Origin of the sequence: Anoxybacillus tengchongensis (assembly GCF_014201585.1) — a bacterium.
GTDB lineage: Bacteria > Bacillota > Bacilli > Bacillales > Anoxybacillaceae > Anoxybacillus > Anoxybacillus tengchongensis.
Map to the genome: position 1 here is coordinate 205942 of NZ_JACHES010000003.1, position 16114 is coordinate 222055.

Sequence of the window (16114 nt, forward strand, 5' to 3'; positions counted from 1 at the left end):
CACCCTCTTTCGTATTACATTTTTTCAGGAGCATGTACACCGACAAGCGCTAAAGCATTTTTTAATGTAATTTGTACAGCTTTCATAAGTGCTAAGCGAGCGCGACTTTTTTCCACGTTCGTTGCATCAAGTACTTTTTCCGCATTGTAAAAACTATGCAATGCAGAGGCAAGATCGAAAATGTAGTTCGTCATTCGATGTGGTGAGCGCTTCACCGCTGCTTCCGCAACAGCTGAAGGAAACTCCCCTAGCTTTTTCAATAAGTCGATTTCTTTTTCCGCTAATTCGTACGTAAAAGATAGGTCACCATCATAAGATAACCCTTGTTCTTCGCCTTGACGAAGCATGCTGCATACGCGCGCATGGGCATATTGTGCATAATATACAGGGTTTTCGTTTGATTGCGATACAGCTAAATCCATATCGAAATCTAAATGCGTATCTGATGAGCGCATCGCAAAGAAATAGCGCGTAGCGTCCAGTCCGACTTCTTCCATTAAGTCACGCAACGTAACCGCCTTTCCTGTCCGTTTGCTCATACGTACTTTCTCACCGTTTTGATATAAACTAACGAGCTGAATAATTTCAACTTCTAACACATTTGGGTCGTATCCGAGCGCAGCGATCGCCGCCTTCATGCGCGGAATGTAACCGTGATGATCTGCGCCCCAAATGTTAATAATTTTTTCAAATCCACGCTCAAGTTTATCTTGATGGTATGCAATGTCCGGCAATAAATACGTGTACGTGCCATCTTGTTTAATAAGCACGCGGTCTTTGTCATCACCGAATGTTGTCGAGCGGAACCATGTCGCGCCGTCTTGTTCGTAAATATGTCCTTTTTCGCGCAACGTTTCAAGCGCCTTCTCAATTTTTCCGTTATGGTAAAGCGATGTTTCCGAATACCAAACATCAAATGTGACGCGGAAATCGGCTAAATCTTTTTTAATTTTATCCATTTCAAACGCTAACCCATATTCACGGAATTGTTGAAGTCGCTCTTGTTCGTCGAGCGCGACAAACTTGTCACCATGTTCTTCTGCCAACTTTTTCCCTAATTGTACAATATCTTCACCGAAGTAGCCGTCTTCTGGCATGTCCTTATCGATACCAAGCGCTTGAAAATAACGCGCTTCGACCGACTTGGCTAAATTGGCGATTTGATTGCCAGCATCGTTAATGTAATATTCACGTGTGACGTCAAAACCTGCTTTTTTCAAGATGTTACATAATGAATCGCCAACCGCTGCTCCACGCGCATGACCTAAATGTAAGCTACCTGTCGGGTTTGCGGAAACAAACTCAACTTGCACTTTTTGTCCATTGCCGACGTTTGTTTCACCGTACGCATCGCCTGCTTGTAAAATCATCGGAACGAGCTCAGTCAAATAACGATTGTCCATGTAAAAATTAATAAACCCCGGTCCAGCGATGTCCACTTTTTGAACAAATACGGCTTCACCGTTAAAATGACGTACAATATCTTCCGCGATCATACGCGGTGCTTTTTTTGCGACGCGCGCAAGTTGCATCGCCACGTTTGTTGAATAGTCGCCGTGCGCTTTATCTTTCGGCGTCTCTAAAATGACGTTTGGAACGTCTGCTTCTGTCGCGACTCCTGAGCGAATGACTGCTGATTTGATTTCCTCTTTTAATTTTTGTTTCATTTGTTCAACAATGTTCATCGTTTTGCCTCCTTAAATGAAATCGTCACTGCATGACGACCGACATGTTTCCCAGATAAATGGAGTATGTAGGAAAAAAACAACTGCCCTTTTTTTGTTTTTTCATTATACTGATACAAAACTTGTTCTGTTTTTGTTTTCATTTCCCAGCGCGCCACCGGACTTTCGTACGTGCCGACGGTTTCTGACTGTTTACGGAACGTATGGCGCATCGAGACTGCACCGGAACGAAGAACGACGACTTCATCATTGGCAATCTTCACAATATTTTTGATCGTTTCTCCTTCGTACGTCTCTTCAAACGTCACATACGTTGCGTCTCCTTTTAAGTAGTATAAACCATTTGCCTCAATGACAACAATTTCTTTTCGTGCACCGTCACGAATTTCTGTCACTTGCTTGAGTTGTATTGGTGTTCCGTTCACCTTCCCCACATCCTTGCTGTTGTTGTGACTGTAGTTAAGTATAGAAAAAGAGGCGCATACATGCAATAGGCGGCCTCTTTTTAGAGACCGCCTAACATATTACACCTGCTTTAAGTTTTTTAATACATTCCATGCAAACACGAGTACGGCGAGCGTCACAAGAGTACCTCCGAGCGCTGTCAGCGGAATAAATGCTTCGTATCCCGAGACGACAAACGCTAGACCAATCATCATCGCCGGCAAGCCGATGTTATGAAGCCAAAAATGCGCTTTCGCTGTTTTCGTTTCCGCAATATGAGGGAATAAATGATATAAAATACCAGCAAGCGTTAACGCTGTCCAACCAAGCAAGTTAATATGAACGTGAACAGGTGTAAATGTAAACACGTGCGTCATCGACATATAAAGCCCTAAACAGACGCCAATTGCGAAATAAACAGCAGAAATTTTAATTAATCGAATGCCCATTGTTCTCACCTCCTTTCAAACATTTGCACTATGTAAATGTTACTTTCAATGTATGACGTTGGAAATAGTTTTATGAAAAAAAATCCCTGTCTCACCGACAGGGATTGATCTTTATTTCACCCAACCGAGAAGCATTTCGCGCACGAGCTTGCTTGCTGTGTTGGCTGTTTGTTCAGAATGGTCATATACAGGTGCAACTTCAACTAAATCTGCTCCGACAACGCGCACATCGGAACGAGCGATGGCGTGAATAGCAGCCAGTAGCTCTTTTGACGTAATACCGCCTGCATCGACGGTTCCTGTTCCTGGCGCGTGCGCTGGATCTAATACATCAATGTCGATGGTGACATATACCGGACGACCTGCAAGCGTTGGAAGCACTTCTTTTAACGGCTCAAGCACGTCAAATTTCGCAATATACATACCGTTTTCTTTTGCCCACTCAAATTCCTCTTTCATTCCAGAACGAATGCCGAAAGAATATACATTTTTCGGTCCGATAAGCTCAGCAATTTTACGAATTGGCGTGGAATGAGATAACGGCTCGCCTTCGTAATGCTCGCGCAAATCTGTGTGAGCATCCATATGAATAATCGCTAAGTCTGGATATTTCTTATACACCGCTTTCATGACCGGCCACGACACTAAATGTTCGCCGCCAAGACCGAGCGGAAATTTTCCCGCTTCCAATATACGATCAACAAACTGTTCAATCATGTCTAAACTGCGCTGAGCGTTACCAAATGGTAAAGGAATATCACCTGCATCAAAATATTTCACTTCATCCAGCTCACGGTCTAAATATGGGCTATATTCTTCAAGCCCAATCGACACTTCGCGAATGCGCGCTGGACCAAAGCGAGAACCCGGACGGTAGCTCACCGTCCAGTCCATTGGCATTCCGTAAATAACCGCTTGGCTTTCTTCAAAATTTGGATGACTTTTAATAAATACGTTACCGGAATACGCCTCATCAAATCGCATCGTTTTCTCTCCTTACTTCACTAAGTCTTCAACAAATCTCGGCAATACGAAGCATGCTTTATGAAGCTGTTTTGTATAATATTTCGTTTCAATATCGTGGAAGCGATCATCGCTCACTTCAAGCGGATCATATTTTTTTGAACCGAGTGTAAACGTCCACATACCGCTCGGATATGTTGGAATGTTTGCGATATATAAACGTGTGATTGGGAAAATTTCACGTACATCACGTTGAACAGTGCGAATTAAATCCGCTTTAAACCACGGATTGTCTGTTTGTGCGACAAAAATACCGTCTTCTTTTAACGCTTTTGCAATACCTGCATAAAACCCTTTTGTAAATAAATTAACTGCTGGACCAACAGGCTCTGTTGAGTCAACCATAATGACATCATATTCGTTTTCGCTTTGCGCAATGTGCATGAAGCCGTCGTCTACTTTTACTTCAACGCGTGGGTCGTCCAATTGACCTGCAATTTCCGGTAAATATTTTTTTGAATACTCGATCACTTTTCCATCAATTTCAACGAGCGTCGCTTTTTTCACGCTCGGATGTTTTAACACTTCGCGAATGACGCCGCCGTCTCCGCCACCAACGACAAGGACGTTTTCTGGATGCGGATGCGTAAATAACGGAACGTGCGCAACCATTTCATGATAGACGAACTCATCTTTTTGCGTTGTCATCACCATTCCGTCTAAAATAAGCATGTTCCCAAACTCTTCTGTTTCGACCATATCGAGCTTTTGAAATTCCGTTTGCTCTGTATGTAAAGTGCGTTTAATTCGTGCTGTAATGCCAAAGTTGTCCGTCTGTTTTTCAGTAAACCAAAGTTCCATATTGAACACCCTTTCGTCAATAATGCACCGCTTATCATGCCCAAAAAATAAAATGCTAAACATGAAAAAGTATAGAGCAATCTAGCAAAATTTCAAGTAAAAATTGCTAGAAAACGTTTAAAAAAATAAAAATGTTTTCATACTAATTTTAAACGTAAAAAATGAGGTGATGGCTATGGAGATGATTGCCATCGAACGATGGAAACGAACATTTAAATATATGCGTCTATTTCTTTGGCTTGCTTTTGTTGCTAGCCTTTTATGCACGCTCACGATCGCCGGGTTGATTATATTTGCAAAGTGGCAAGGTCCTCCCCCTTTAGCCGTTCCACAATCAACGATTTTTTATGCGGAAGACGGGACGAAAATTGGCGAAAACCATTACGGCGGGAAAAGATATTGGGTTAAACTATCGGACATGTCCGAACACGCCATTCATGCAACGATTGCGGTGGAAGATCGAAAGTTTTTTGACCATTACGGTTTCGATTTGAAACGTATTGCCGGGGCGATCGTTGCAGACATAAAAGCGATGAAAAAAGTGCAAGGAGCAAGCACAATTACCCAACAATATGCGCGCAATTTATTTTTAAGCTATGAGAAGACGTGGTGGCGCAAAATACAAGAAGCGTTATATACAATTCGACTGGAAGCAAACTACGATAAACGTGATATTTTAGAAGGATATTTAAACACGATTTACTACGGGCATGGCGTGTACGGCATTGAAGCAGCTGCCAACTTTTATTTCGGAAAGTCCGCTCGTGAGTTGACAGTAGCAGAAGCAGCGATGCTTGCAGGTATTCCGAAAGGCCCAAGCTACTATTCGCCACTCGTTGATTTAGAACGAGCAAAGAAACGGCAACGCATCGTTCTACATTCGATGGTTGAAGCAAAATTTTTGTCGAAAGAAGAAGCAAAACAAGCCGCAAACGAACCACTTTACTTTTCAAACGGCCAACAAATGAAAACAAAAACGATTGCCCCGTATTTCCAAGACGCTGTCAAGCATATGTTAAAAACGGTGCTCGGACTTGATGAAGAAACGATTGAAATGGGCGGATTACGTGTGTACACGACGCTCGATGTCAACATGCAGGCAATCGCAGAGGAAAAAATAAAAGAAACGATTCATTCGCAATCAAACATTCAAGTCGCACTCGTTGCGATGGAGCCAAAGACAGGAGAAGTTAAAGCGCTTGTCGGGGGGCGCGACTATGAAAAAAGCCCGTTCAATCGCGCGATACAAGCAGAACGTCAACCCGGTTCTACATTTAAACCGTTTTTATATTATGGCGCGCTACAGCACGGATTTACTCCATCGACGCAATTACGTAGTGAACCGACGACGTTTACGCTTGAAGATGGCTCGACATATACACCTCGCAACTTTAACAACTATTACGCAAACGATACAATTACACTTGCTCAAGCGATTGCTCTTTCGGATAACGTCTATGCCGTAAAAACACATTTGCTGCTTGGACAAGACAAGCTTGTAACCATCGCGAAACAACTCGGTATTACAAGTAAACTGAAACAAGTGCCGTCGCTTGCCCTCGGGACGTCGCCCGTTAAAGTCATTGATATGGCGCGCGCCTACAGTATCATCGCCAATGGCGGAAAAAAAGTCGAGCCTGTATTTATTAAAAAAGTGACAAATTACGAAGGAAAAGTGCTATATGAACAACGGCCAAGTGATGAACAAATACTCGATCCGGCGCTTGCTTTTGTGACGACGCATTTAATGACCGGCATGTTTGATCCAACGTTAAATGACTATGCTTCGGTAACAGGGCAATCGATCATACCGCGCATGACTCGACCGTATGCCGGAAAATCAGGAACGACGAAAACAGATAGTTGGATGATCGGTTTTACACCCCAACTCGTCACTGCCGTATGGACGGGATATGACCGAGATGAAACAATTGATCGCACAGATGAAAAGCAGTACGCAAAACATATTTGGGTCAGTTTTATGGAAGATAGTTTACGCGAGAGAAAGGTCGCGACATTTGAGCCACCAGAAGGAGTCATCGGCATATATGTCGATCCTCACAATGGCAAGCTAGCTACAACAACTTGTCCGACAAAACGGTTAAGCTACTATGTCGTAGGTACAGAACCGACCGACTACTGCAAAGATCATCCAACAGAAAAGAAAAAGAAGAAAAAACAAAAAGAAAAAGACTCATGGTTGAAACGGTTGTTTGATTGGTTTTAAAACATAAACGCCCAAGCGAGCACGCTTGGGCGTTTATGTGTCCTAGTTTTATCATGTGTTACATTTGTACCTTTAGTTTACTCCTTTTCCCACTCAACGACAAGTATGGATATGTCCTCGTTCACAAAACCGTCACATTTTATCCATGATTTTGAAGCTGACGTTTCAATTCCTCGCTTGAACGCTCCCACATATCGCGGTTATGTTGTTGTAAAAATGAAGCTAGTACTTCTTTTGAGCGCTCATCCATATGGTCAACGATAATATGGCGTTTTAACGATTTATCCATTCGATTGACGTGCTCAGGAAGCGATTTATATCCGCGGCGTGCTTCACGATCAACCGTCATTTCACATGCCGTCACCCCGGCATAATACGGTCCTTCTTCCGCCTGATCAATCGTTACCCACACGAGCCAATATAGTTTGCCATTTGGCACTTCCTCGCGATTTGGTGTAAATTTAATGCCTTTTTCTACGACGCTACGCGCATGCATCGCCCCCATATCAATAAACGCTTCACCTGCTTCAACGTCGATAATGACCGGGGAGACGTTTGATAAACTGAGCACCCCTGTTCCAAACGTTCCGTGCACTTTTGGCTCTTTTTTAATAATGTTAAACATCGGCTTTTTTTTCTCTTCCACGTTCGTTCATCCTTTCTTTACAAAATAAGTGTTGAAAATATGCTTTGTAGCCATTGAGCAACCGCTGGAATAGCGACATGAAAAATCGGTTGAATCGTATATTGATCTAATGGCGTAAAAATAAGAATTAGAAAAATGAGCGCCCCGTAATTTTCAAATTGCGTCATTTTCGCACGCACGTGCATCGGTGCTAAATCTTCGACAATACGATACCCATCAAGCGGAGGAAACGGCAATAAGTTAAAAACGAACAATAAAATATTCAATCCGATATAAATTTCAAAAAACTGATACAATCCGTCTCGAAACCAAGTCGGGATGAAGTCAAACATACCGATGCGAATCATCGCATACCATAAAGCGAAACCGATGGCCGCAAGCAACAAATTGCTGAGCGGACCTGCGACAGAAACGAGAACGCCCGCAAGACGCGGATGGCGAAAATATCCACGATTCACCGGCACCGGACGAGCCCAACCGAACCCAGCAATAAAAATAAGCAACGTCCCTAATATGTCTAAGTGAGCAAGCGGCGACAACGTTAGTCTCCCTTGTTGTTTTGCGGTTGGATCGCCAAATTTATACGCCACGTATGCGTGTGCAAATTCATGAACAGAAAACGCAAGCGCAAGCGCCAATACAACATACGGTATTTCTCGAAGCGGATATGCTAAAAATTGATCCACGTTCCTTCTCCTTTTCAAACTTTTTTCATTTTTTGATTATTATACACGAAAAACAAGCGGAAGCACTACTGATAACGGTCGATGAGTGATATAATAACGATTGTCGAATAAAGGAGAAAGGGGCGATCACGATGCCATATGTAACCGTAAAAATGCTTGAAGGTCGCACAGAAGAACAAAAACGAGCGCTCGTTGAAAAAGTAACAGAAGCGGTGGCAGAAACGACAGGTGCACCGAAAGAAAAAATTGTCGTCTTTATTGAAGAAATGTCGAAAAATCATTATGCCATTGGTGGAAAGCGATTAAGCGACGAAAGCTGACCCTAATGGTCAGCTTTTTATGTACGCTTGCTCACGCAGCTGTTCGATATAACGATACGCTTCTTCTACTTCTTCCTCCGTGTATCGTTGTTTGCTTTTTAATGTAAATACTTTTTCTTTCACTTCATCCTTACTTAAGTCTTCAAAATATAAAATCGTCGAAACTAGTTCTAAAAATCTTGCACTTTGTTCATTTAAGCTGCGCAGACAAACGTCTAAATCAGGCATGTCCAAATGATAGTGGGTTAAAAACTGCTCACCCGCTTCCGTCAACGCATAACGATATTGATAATATCCGCCTTTTTTTTCTTTCATTTCTTGCAAAAATCCGACGTTACATAACTCTTCAATGCGCAATGTCAATTCTTCGGAATACGGACCATAAAAATGAAAATCAAACTTTTCATAAAAAGGAAACTTCATTTTTTTCGCAATGTAAATCATTTTTTGTAGCTTTTTTCGTCCTACAATCTCCCCGACTGCCGCCAACGCTCTCATTATTTTCGCATGCTCGAAAAGCAATGTCCCCATCTCCTATTCATATAAAAGTTGCTTAATTTTTTTCTTCACGTTTCGTTTTGTCGATAAGTCATCGAGAAAATCTTGTGGGAAATATAATTTATGATCGGTGCGCCGTTTCCCCGAAATCGCATCAACAATCGTCGATTCCCGCGATAACTCACGCAACTCCCCATTCGGCATTAACAAATAAATCGGAAGCCTCTCTTCTTCTTCCCCAGGACGATAAAAGTCGTACGGAAGATCGGATGAAGAGTCAACGACTAAATAATAATCCGGATCGATGCCCGCTTTTTTAAACAACGTCGTCAATTCCACTAGCTTTTTCATTTCCTCGTTCGTCGGTTGAAATTCGACGTATTTAAATAAATTACGATTCATAAAGCGACGGCATAAATCGCTTAAAATCGAATCTCGTTCATCTTGCCATTGTTGAAAATAGTATAATGTCACCGCTTCATCTAATTTTAAATAGTCTTCTAGTTGCACGTTTCCATGAAAAAGAGATTGGAAATGGACAGGAGGTGTTTGAAATGTATAACCGGATAAATATAAATGTTTCGCGCGGTGCAAAATTTTTGTCAAAATGACTTCAGCGCTGCGCGTGACAGGATGGAAATATACTTGCCAATACATTTGATATCGGCTCATAATATAATCTTCTACCGCATGCATACCGCTTCGCTTAATAACAACTTGTTCTTCGCGCGGACGCATGACGCGCAAAATGCGCTCCATATCAAAATGTCCGTAACTGACACCTGTATAGTATGCATCGCGCAATAAATAGTCCATGCGATCAGCGTCAATTTGACTTGAAATAAGGCTAACGACGAGCTTATTTTCGTACGTCTTCTCAATGACTTCCGCAACCTTTTTCGGAAAGCTTAATGATACACGACGAAGCACCGCGTTCACTTCTGTATCGCCTAAAATAATCGCGCGCGTAAATTGCTCATGATCAAGACGAAACACTTTTTCAAAGGAATGCGAAAACGGACCATGTCCTAAATCATGCAAAAGCGCCGCGCATAAACAAAGCAAGCGCTCATTTTCATCCCAATCCGGTCGCCCGGTGAACACATCATCGACGATGCGACGAACAATTTCATATACACCAAGCGAATGATTAAAACGACTATGCTCTGCCCCGTGAAACGTCAAATACGTCGTACCGAGCTGTTTAATACGACGCAACCGTTGAAATTCTTTTGTGCCAATTAAATCCCAAATGACTTTATCTCGCACATGCACATACCGATGCACCGGATCTTTAAACACTTTCTCTTCACTTAATTTTTCATTGAGGTACAATCCTTCTCCCTCTCTTCTGTTCATAACATAGCTTTATTATAGAGCGTTCTATGAAAAAAACAAAGACTTCCTTCAATGACATGTACCAAAATAAAACAAAAAAGGCATTCCTCTCGCATAGAATGCCCCTTGATCGGTGACAGCCACCTTATTTTTTCAACTTCGCAGCAATTTTTTCGATTAACTCGTCTTCCGTCATCGCTGATACAGGTCGATTGTTGACGAACGCAAACACTTTTTTCCGACCTGGACCGCAATACGACTGACAGCCAATTTCAATCGTCGCGTTCGGATCTAATTTTTTCAACCTTGGCAACAACGTTTTTAAATTCGTTGCTTGGCAATCGTCACAGACGCGAAATTCATTTTGCATACCGTGCTCACTCCTTTTCGCTAACGAGTATTCTAACGTGTATACGCGAACAATGCAAGCTACATCTATTTCCTTTGAAAAATAGTATATCTTTCTTGTTTTTTGGTGATTATGAAAATAAAAGAATGCGAAAGGGGTTTTTTCCATGACAAAAAAACGACAAGATGCTTGGACTGAAGAAGAAGATTTATTGTTAGCTGAAACGGTGCTGCGCCACGTGCGCGAAGGAAGCACGCAATTAAACGCATTTGAAGAAGTGGGCGATAAATTGAATCGCACATCTGCCGCATGCGGATTTCGCTGGAATGCGGTCGTTCGCCAACAATACGAAGAATCGTTACAAATGGCGAAAAAGTTCCGTAAACAACGGCAACGCGCACTCGGAAATAAACATGCATTGCGAAAACGGCCGCTTTATACACCTCCTGTACCTTCGCTTGAAGAATTAGGGATGGAACCGTTAGAAGTGCAAACAAATGAATATGAACATGTTGAGACAAGTCATTTAACGCTTGACCATGTCATTGCTTTTTTACATTCTTTAAAGCAATCGTACATCGGGCAAGAAACAGCGCTAGTGGAAAATAAGCAACTAAAGCTGGAGCTCGAACAATTACAACAACAATATAAACAACTAGAACAACAATTTACAAAACTACAAAAAGAAAATGAAGAATTGCGCGAAGATTACGGAACGATGGCGCGAATCATTAATCGGGCAAGACAAATCGAAATTTCAGAAGATGAGTTTAGGGCACCTATTTTCAAAATGGATCGCAACGGAAATTTAGAGAAAATCGAAAAAATTGCTGAGTAAAAAAGCTGTCTGGTGTGACAGCTTTTTTATTTCGGCAACATCGTTTCATTTCGGTCGATCATACGCTGAAAGTACATATAGTATCGCTCCCATTCTGCTTGAGTAAGCGATGATGGCTCAAGCGTACTTCCAAACGATTGGAGAGCTTCGTATAGTCGGATGATAAGCGTTGAAACGGTCATTTGTTTGCCGAGCAATTCACTTAACGATGCCATCGTATGCGGAACGATTGTCGGATACGTAAACTTCGTCTGTTCTCCCGCAAGAGATCGCTCATAAAACTCGCGAATCGATTGCGCCCTTTCAGCGCCGCTTCCGTTTGCACATATATACACTTGCACAGCGACGCCGCCTCGAATACGCCGCTGTGAAATGCCTGCAAACTTTTTTCCGTCAATGCTTAAATCAAAACTTCCTGGACAATACGAACCGACGACTTCTCCTGTTTGTACATGTGCTTCTGGCAACATACGTGCAATGAGTGTCGCCATCGCTTCATATCCTCGATCAATATCAATTCCTTTTTTTGTATCCGGAAAAATAAGTGAAACGTTTAAAACCCCTTCATCTAATACGACCGCCAATCCGCCAGAATTGCGAACGATCGTATGCCAACCTTGTTCATGTAAGTAGGCGAGTCCTTTTTCAATGTACGGCAGTTTCGTATCTTGAATGCCGAGCACAACGGTCTGATGATGCACCCATAATCGAACAATCGGTTGTGACTGACCGTTACCTACGGATTCGCAAAGCGCATCATCAAACGCAAATGACTGTTTCGCATCAAACGATGGACCGAGACTCGAATGATCGATAATTCGCCACGTTTGTTGTCGCAACAATTCACTCATTATTCCATCGCCGCAAGCGCCTGCGCTGCTGTGATAAGTGATAATTTGTATACATCTTCGGCGTTACATCCGCGCGACAAGTCGTTTACCGGTTGATTTAATCCTTGTAAAATTGGGCCGACTGCTTCAAAATTGCCGAGACGTTGGGCGATTTTATACCCGATATTTCCTGCTTCTAAGCTTGGGAAAATAAAAACATTCGCATCGCCTTGGATGACAGAGTTTGGCGCTTTCTTTTTCGCCACAGACGGAACAAATGCAGCATCAAATTGAAACTCGCCATCAAGCGTTAACTCTGGTGCCATTTCTTTTGCGATGCGCACCGCTTCGATCACTTTTTCCGTTTCCGGTGATTTCGCCGACCCTTTCGTTGAGAAGCTAAGCATCGCTACGCGCGGATCAATATCAAACATTTTCGCTGTTTGGGCACTTTCGACTGCGATTTCTGCTAAATCTTGGCTATCTGGAGCGATGTTAATGGCACAATCGGCAAATACATATTTTTCATCGCCACGCACCATAATGAACACGCCCGACGTTTTGCGAATGCCTGGTTTTGTTTTAATGATTTGTAACGCAGGGCGAACCGTATCCGCTGTTGAATGTGCGGCACCGCTCACAAGCCCGTGCGCTTTTCCCATATACACAAGCATCGTACCGAAGTAATTTTCATCAAGCAAAATGTTGCGCGCATCTTCTTCCGTCACTTTTCCTTTACGACGTTCAATAAACGCAGCAACCATCTCATCCATTTCTTCATACGTATGTGGGTTGATGATCTCTACTTTCTCAAGCGTCAAACCGAGCTCTTTTGCTTTTTGGACGACAGCTTCTTGATCGCCAATCACAATCGGATGCAATACATTTTCTGCCGCTAGACGTCCGACAGCTGTTAAAATACGTTCATCGAGTCCTTCTGGAAATACGATTGTTACATTTTTTCCTGCCACCTTTTGTTTTAAGGCTGCAAATAAGTCACTCACGAAATGTTCCTCCTTAGTTTAAAAAAATTCGTCTATCTATTAGAATACTCTTATTGAGACGAAAAGCAATGAATTACGCCGTAAACGAAAATAGTCTTTTTTTTATAACAATTCTGTTTTTTATACCGAGTGATATATCGCCTAAAAAGTGATATATTTGTTAAGAAGCATGTACAAAACAAAGGAGCGTTATGATATGTCACAATGGATTCATCATCTTGAACAGTGGTTGCTTGAATTTGGTGTTATTGGTCTCGTCATCGTTTCATTTACAGAATCCTCGTTTTTCCCGATTCCACCTGATGTATTATTAATTCCGTTAAGCATCGCCCAGCCAGAGAAAGCATTATGGTTTTCCTTTTTAACGACGGTCGCTTCTGTGCTCGGTGCATTACTTGGGTGGTATATTGGAAAAAGGTTCGGCAGACCAATTTTACGTTATTTTATCTCGGATGAGAAAATGGATAAAGTCGAGCAATATTTTCAACAATATGGAGCGATGGCCATCGTCATCGCAGGATTCACACCGATTCCATATAAAGTCTTTACGATTTTCTCTGGCATTTCTAACATCAAAATTCGTACGTTGCTTTTTTGGTCGTTTATCGGTCGTGGAGCACGCTTTTTTATAGAAGGGCTCATTATTTTCATCCTAGGTGCGCAGGCGAAAACATTTATTGAACAGCATTTTACAACGATCACGATCGTCGGCGGAATCATCATTGTCATTGCTTTTCTTATTTACAAACGATTAAAATAGTGTGTTTGGCACAAACAAAACACATATGATAAAATTTCAATAGTACATAACAAAAGGAGTGTTGAATATGAGTGAAGCGGCACAAACGTTAGACGGTTGGTATTGTCTGCATGATTTCCGCACGGTAGATTGGGCGGCTTGGAAAACGCTCACAAACGAAGAGCGCCAAGAAGCGATACAAGAGTTTTTCACGTTAGTCGAAAAATGGGAAAGCACAGAAGCTGCCAAAGAAGGTAGTCATGCGATTTACACAATTATGGGACAAAAAGCAGACATCATGTTTATGCTTTTACGTCCAACGATGGAAGAGCTTCATGAAATTGAAACAGCGATCAATAAAACAAAGCTCGCTGAATATCTCGTGCCAGCCTATTCGTACGTCTCCGTTGTTGAGCTAAGCAATTACTTGCCGGCTGAGGCTGGCGATCCGTATGAAAATCCAGAAGTGCGTCGCCGTTTATATCCGATCTTACCGAAAACAAATCACGTTTGCTTTTATCCGATGGACAAGCGACGCCAAGGAAACGACAACTGGTACATGCTTCCGATGGAAGAACGCCGCAACTTGATGCGCGCACACGGCATGACAGGAAGAAAGTATGCTGGAAAAGTCATTCAAATCATTACAGGTTCGGTCGGATTTGACGATTACGAGTGGGGCGTCACGCTATTTTCAAACGATGTCCTTCAATTCAAGAAACTCGTATATGAAATGCGTTTTGATGAAGTGAGCGCACGATTTGGTGAATTCGGCTCTTTCTTTGTCGGCAACATTTTACCGAAAGAAAAAATGGAACAGTTTTTACATGTATAGGCCTCCGATTTGGAGGTCTTTTTTTATGATGTGTTTCATACATATAACAATGACGACTTTCCTCACATTTTTTTATTTTTCATCATAGGCTAATAGCGATTTCTATAAAGTGAGGTGAAGGGATGGCTGTTGTTGCCTATACAGAAGAAGATGTCAAATTACTCGCCCGTCTCATGCGAGCAGAAGCAGAAGGCGATGGTCAGCTCGGCATGTTGATGGTTGGGAACGTTGGAGTGAATCGCGTGCGTGCAAACTGCCTAGACTTTGACGGTCTTCGTACAATTCGTCAAATGGTATTTCAAAGCCCAGGTGGATTTGAAGCGGTACAAAAAGGATATTTTTATCAACGAGCGCGCGACGAAGACATACGCCTTGCCCGCCGCGTCATTCGTGGTGAGCGATTCCACCCTGCAACGAATTCGCTTTGGTTTTTCCGCCCAGACGGTGCTTGCCCAGCCCAATGGTTTAATCAATGGAATGCCGGACGTTTTAAGTCACATTGCTTTTACGCACCGACTCGCTCAGATTGTCCACGCGTATATTAATTTTTAAGGAGGAAGTACAATGAGTGATGAACGTCAACAAATGCCGTATTATTCATATCCATACTACTATCCATACCAAATGCCAACGTACCCGTTTGGTTTGCCTACGCCAACATTTGCACCACAAACAGGAGCGATGCAAACACCAACAACTGCAAGCCAGCCATTACCTGGCATGCTTCCAATTGAAGAATCGTACATTGAAAATATTTTGCGCCTAAACAAAGGGAAAATCGCTACGGTTTATATGACATTTGAAAACAATCGTGAATGGAATGCGAAAATTTTCCGCGGTGTCATTGAAGCGGCTGGTCGTGATCATCTCATTTTAAGCGATCCTCAAACAGGAATGCGCTATTTATTGCCAATGATTTATCTCGACTATGTAACGTTTGATGAAGAAATTAATTATGAATACCCATTTGCATCAGGGATCGGATTAAGCACATATGCTCCACGTTAAAAACGAGGCGTTACACGCGCCTCGTTTTACATTTGTTTCATTGCCACATACGCTAAAAGTAGCCAAGCAATAATAAACGATACGCCCCCAAACGGTGTAATCGCCCCGAGTATTTTTATTTGCGTCAAGCTCAGGACGTATAAACTACCTGAAAAGAAAACGATTCCTACAACCATTAACCATCCAGCCGGCGTCACGTTCGGCCATTTTGTCGCAAGTAATGCAACAATAAATAAACCAATCGTATGGAACATTTGATACTGAACAGCTTTTTGCCACGTATCCATATACCGTTCTGGAATTTTTCCTTCTAACACATGTGCCCCGAACGCACCGAGCGCAACACATAACGCTGCACTAATTGATGCGATCATTGTAAATATTTTCATATTGT

The 16114-nt window shown here is 42.4% G+C and carries 20 protein-coding genes; 7 read left to right on the forward strand and 13 right to left on the reverse strand.

Annotated elements, in window-relative coordinates:
* Positions 1-14 precede the first annotated feature (14 nt).
* From argS to speE, 5 genes are all read right to left on the reverse strand, one after another.
* A complete protein-coding gene (gene argS / locus HNQ82_RS04875; protein WP_183247645.1) occupies positions 15-1685 on the reverse strand; it encodes an arginine--tRNA ligase in 1671 nt (556 codons plus the stop codon).
* Positions 1682-2119, reverse strand: a complete 438-nt coding sequence (locus tag HNQ82_RS04880) for a DUF1934 family protein (RefSeq protein WP_183247647.1) — start codon at positions 2117-2119, stop codon at positions 1682-1684. Before HNQ82_RS04880 ends, argS begins: the two co-directional genes overlap by 4 nt.
* Positions 2120-2209: 90 nt before the next feature.
* A complete protein-coding gene (locus HNQ82_RS04885; protein ID WP_183247648.1) occupies positions 2210-2578 on the reverse strand; it encodes a cytochrome-c oxidase in 369 nt (122 codons plus the stop codon).
* Between the two features lie 111 nt (positions 2579-2689).
* Positions 2690-3562: an agmatinase gene (speB, locus tag HNQ82_RS04890; protein WP_035049330.1), complete on the reverse strand. Its 873-nt coding sequence runs from the start codon at positions 3560-3562 to the stop codon at positions 2690-2692.
* A gap of 12 nt (positions 3563-3574) precedes the next feature.
* Entirely contained in the window at positions 3575-4402 is an 828-nt protein-coding gene (gene speE, locus HNQ82_RS04895; protein WP_183247650.1) for a polyamine aminopropyltransferase, read from the reverse strand.
* 175 nt (positions 4403-4577) lie between these two features.
* Here speE and HNQ82_RS04900 point away from each other — a divergent pair, with 175 nt between their 5' ends.
* Entirely contained in the window at positions 4578-6629 is a 2052-nt protein-coding gene (locus tag HNQ82_RS04900; protein ID WP_183247652.1) for a transglycosylase domain-containing protein, read from the forward strand.
* 139 nt (positions 6630-6768) lie between these two features.
* On the opposite strand, the gene HNQ82_RS04905 is transcribed toward HNQ82_RS04900, so the two are convergent.
* Positions 6769-7275, reverse strand: coding sequence for a YwhD family protein (locus tag HNQ82_RS04905; RefSeq protein ID WP_183247654.1), 507 nt, complete (start codon positions 7273-7275; stop codon positions 6769-6771).
* 17 nt (positions 7276-7292) lie between these two features.
* Entirely contained in the window at positions 7293-7961 is a 669-nt protein-coding gene (locus tag HNQ82_RS04910) for a site-2 protease family protein (protein WP_183247656.1), read from the reverse strand.
* 131 nt (positions 7962-8092) lie between these two features.
* Between HNQ82_RS04910 and HNQ82_RS04915 the strand changes: the two genes are divergently transcribed.
* Positions 8093-8281: a 2-hydroxymuconate tautomerase gene (locus HNQ82_RS04915; RefSeq protein ID WP_003397075.1), complete on the forward strand. Its 189-nt coding sequence runs from the start codon at positions 8093-8095 to the stop codon at positions 8279-8281.
* A gap of 9 nt (positions 8282-8290) precedes the next feature.
* Here HNQ82_RS04915 and HNQ82_RS04920 read toward each other — a convergent pair whose 3' ends face one another.
* The 3 genes from HNQ82_RS04920 to HNQ82_RS04930 form a co-directional block, all read right to left on the reverse strand.
* Positions 8291-8803: a YwgA family protein gene (locus HNQ82_RS04920; protein ID WP_183247657.1), complete on the reverse strand. Its 513-nt coding sequence runs from the start codon at positions 8801-8803 to the stop codon at positions 8291-8293.
* A 12-nt stretch (positions 8804-8815) separates the two neighbouring features.
* The gene (locus HNQ82_RS04925; protein ID WP_183247659.1) at positions 8816-10138 is read right to left on the reverse strand and encodes an HD domain-containing protein; all 1323 of its coding nucleotides are present in this window, start codon (positions 10136-10138) and stop codon (positions 8816-8818) included.
* 124 nt (positions 10139-10262) lie between these two features.
* Positions 10263-10487 carry a YuzB family protein gene (locus HNQ82_RS04930; RefSeq protein WP_003397078.1) on the reverse strand — a complete coding sequence of 75 codons (225 nt, stop codon included), beginning with the start codon at positions 10485-10487 and terminating at the stop codon, positions 10263-10265.
* 145 nt (positions 10488-10632) lie between these two features.
* On the opposite strand from HNQ82_RS04930, the gene HNQ82_RS04935 reads away from it, so the two are divergent.
* Positions 10633-11304, forward strand: a complete 672-nt coding sequence (locus tag HNQ82_RS04935; RefSeq protein ID WP_032101357.1) for an RsfA family transcriptional regulator — start codon at positions 10633-10635, stop codon at positions 11302-11304.
* Between the two features lie 26 nt (positions 11305-11330).
* On the opposite strand, the gene lipL is transcribed toward HNQ82_RS04935, so the two are convergent.
* Both lipL and pta read right to left on the reverse strand, forming a co-directional pair.
* Positions 11331-12155, reverse strand: coding sequence for an octanoyl-[GcvH]:protein N-octanoyltransferase (lipL, locus tag HNQ82_RS04940; protein ID WP_183247662.1), 825 nt, complete (start codon positions 12153-12155; stop codon positions 11331-11333).
* On the reverse strand, positions 12155-13138 hold the full coding sequence (gene pta / locus HNQ82_RS04945; protein WP_055440812.1) for a phosphate acetyltransferase: 984 nt from the start codon (positions 13136-13138) through the stop codon (positions 12155-12157). Before pta ends, lipL begins: the two co-directional genes overlap by 1 nt.
* 196 nt (positions 13139-13334) lie before the next feature.
* On the opposite strand from pta, the gene HNQ82_RS04950 reads away from it, so the two are divergent.
* The 4 genes from HNQ82_RS04950 (at position 13335) to gerQ (ending at position 15720) form a co-directional block, all read left to right on the forward strand.
* The gene (locus tag HNQ82_RS04950; protein ID WP_032101360.1) at positions 13335-13898 is read left to right on the forward strand and encodes a YqaA family protein; all 564 of its coding nucleotides are present in this window, start codon (positions 13335-13337) and stop codon (positions 13896-13898) included.
* Positions 13899-13965: 67 nt separating this feature from the next.
* Complete coding sequence (gene hemQ, locus HNQ82_RS04955) at positions 13966-14712, forward strand: hydrogen peroxide-dependent heme synthase (protein WP_183247663.1); 747 nt, start codon at positions 13966-13968, stop codon at positions 14710-14712.
* A gap of 122 nt (positions 14713-14834) precedes the next feature.
* Entirely contained in the window at positions 14835-15257 is a 423-nt protein-coding gene (locus HNQ82_RS04960; protein WP_183247665.1) for a cell wall hydrolase, read from the forward strand.
* A gap of 19 nt (positions 15258-15276) precedes the next feature.
* Positions 15277-15720 carry a spore coat protein GerQ gene (gene gerQ, locus HNQ82_RS04965; RefSeq protein ID WP_183247667.1) on the forward strand — a complete coding sequence of 148 codons (444 nt, stop codon included), beginning with the start codon at positions 15277-15279 and terminating at the stop codon, positions 15718-15720.
* Positions 15721-15746: 26 nt separating this feature from the next.
* On the opposite strand, the gene HNQ82_RS04970 is transcribed toward gerQ, so the two are convergent.
* Positions 15747-16109, reverse strand: a complete 363-nt coding sequence (locus HNQ82_RS04970; protein ID WP_183247669.1) for a DUF423 domain-containing protein — start codon at positions 16107-16109, stop codon at positions 15747-15749.
* Positions 16110-16114: the final 5 nt, after the last annotated feature.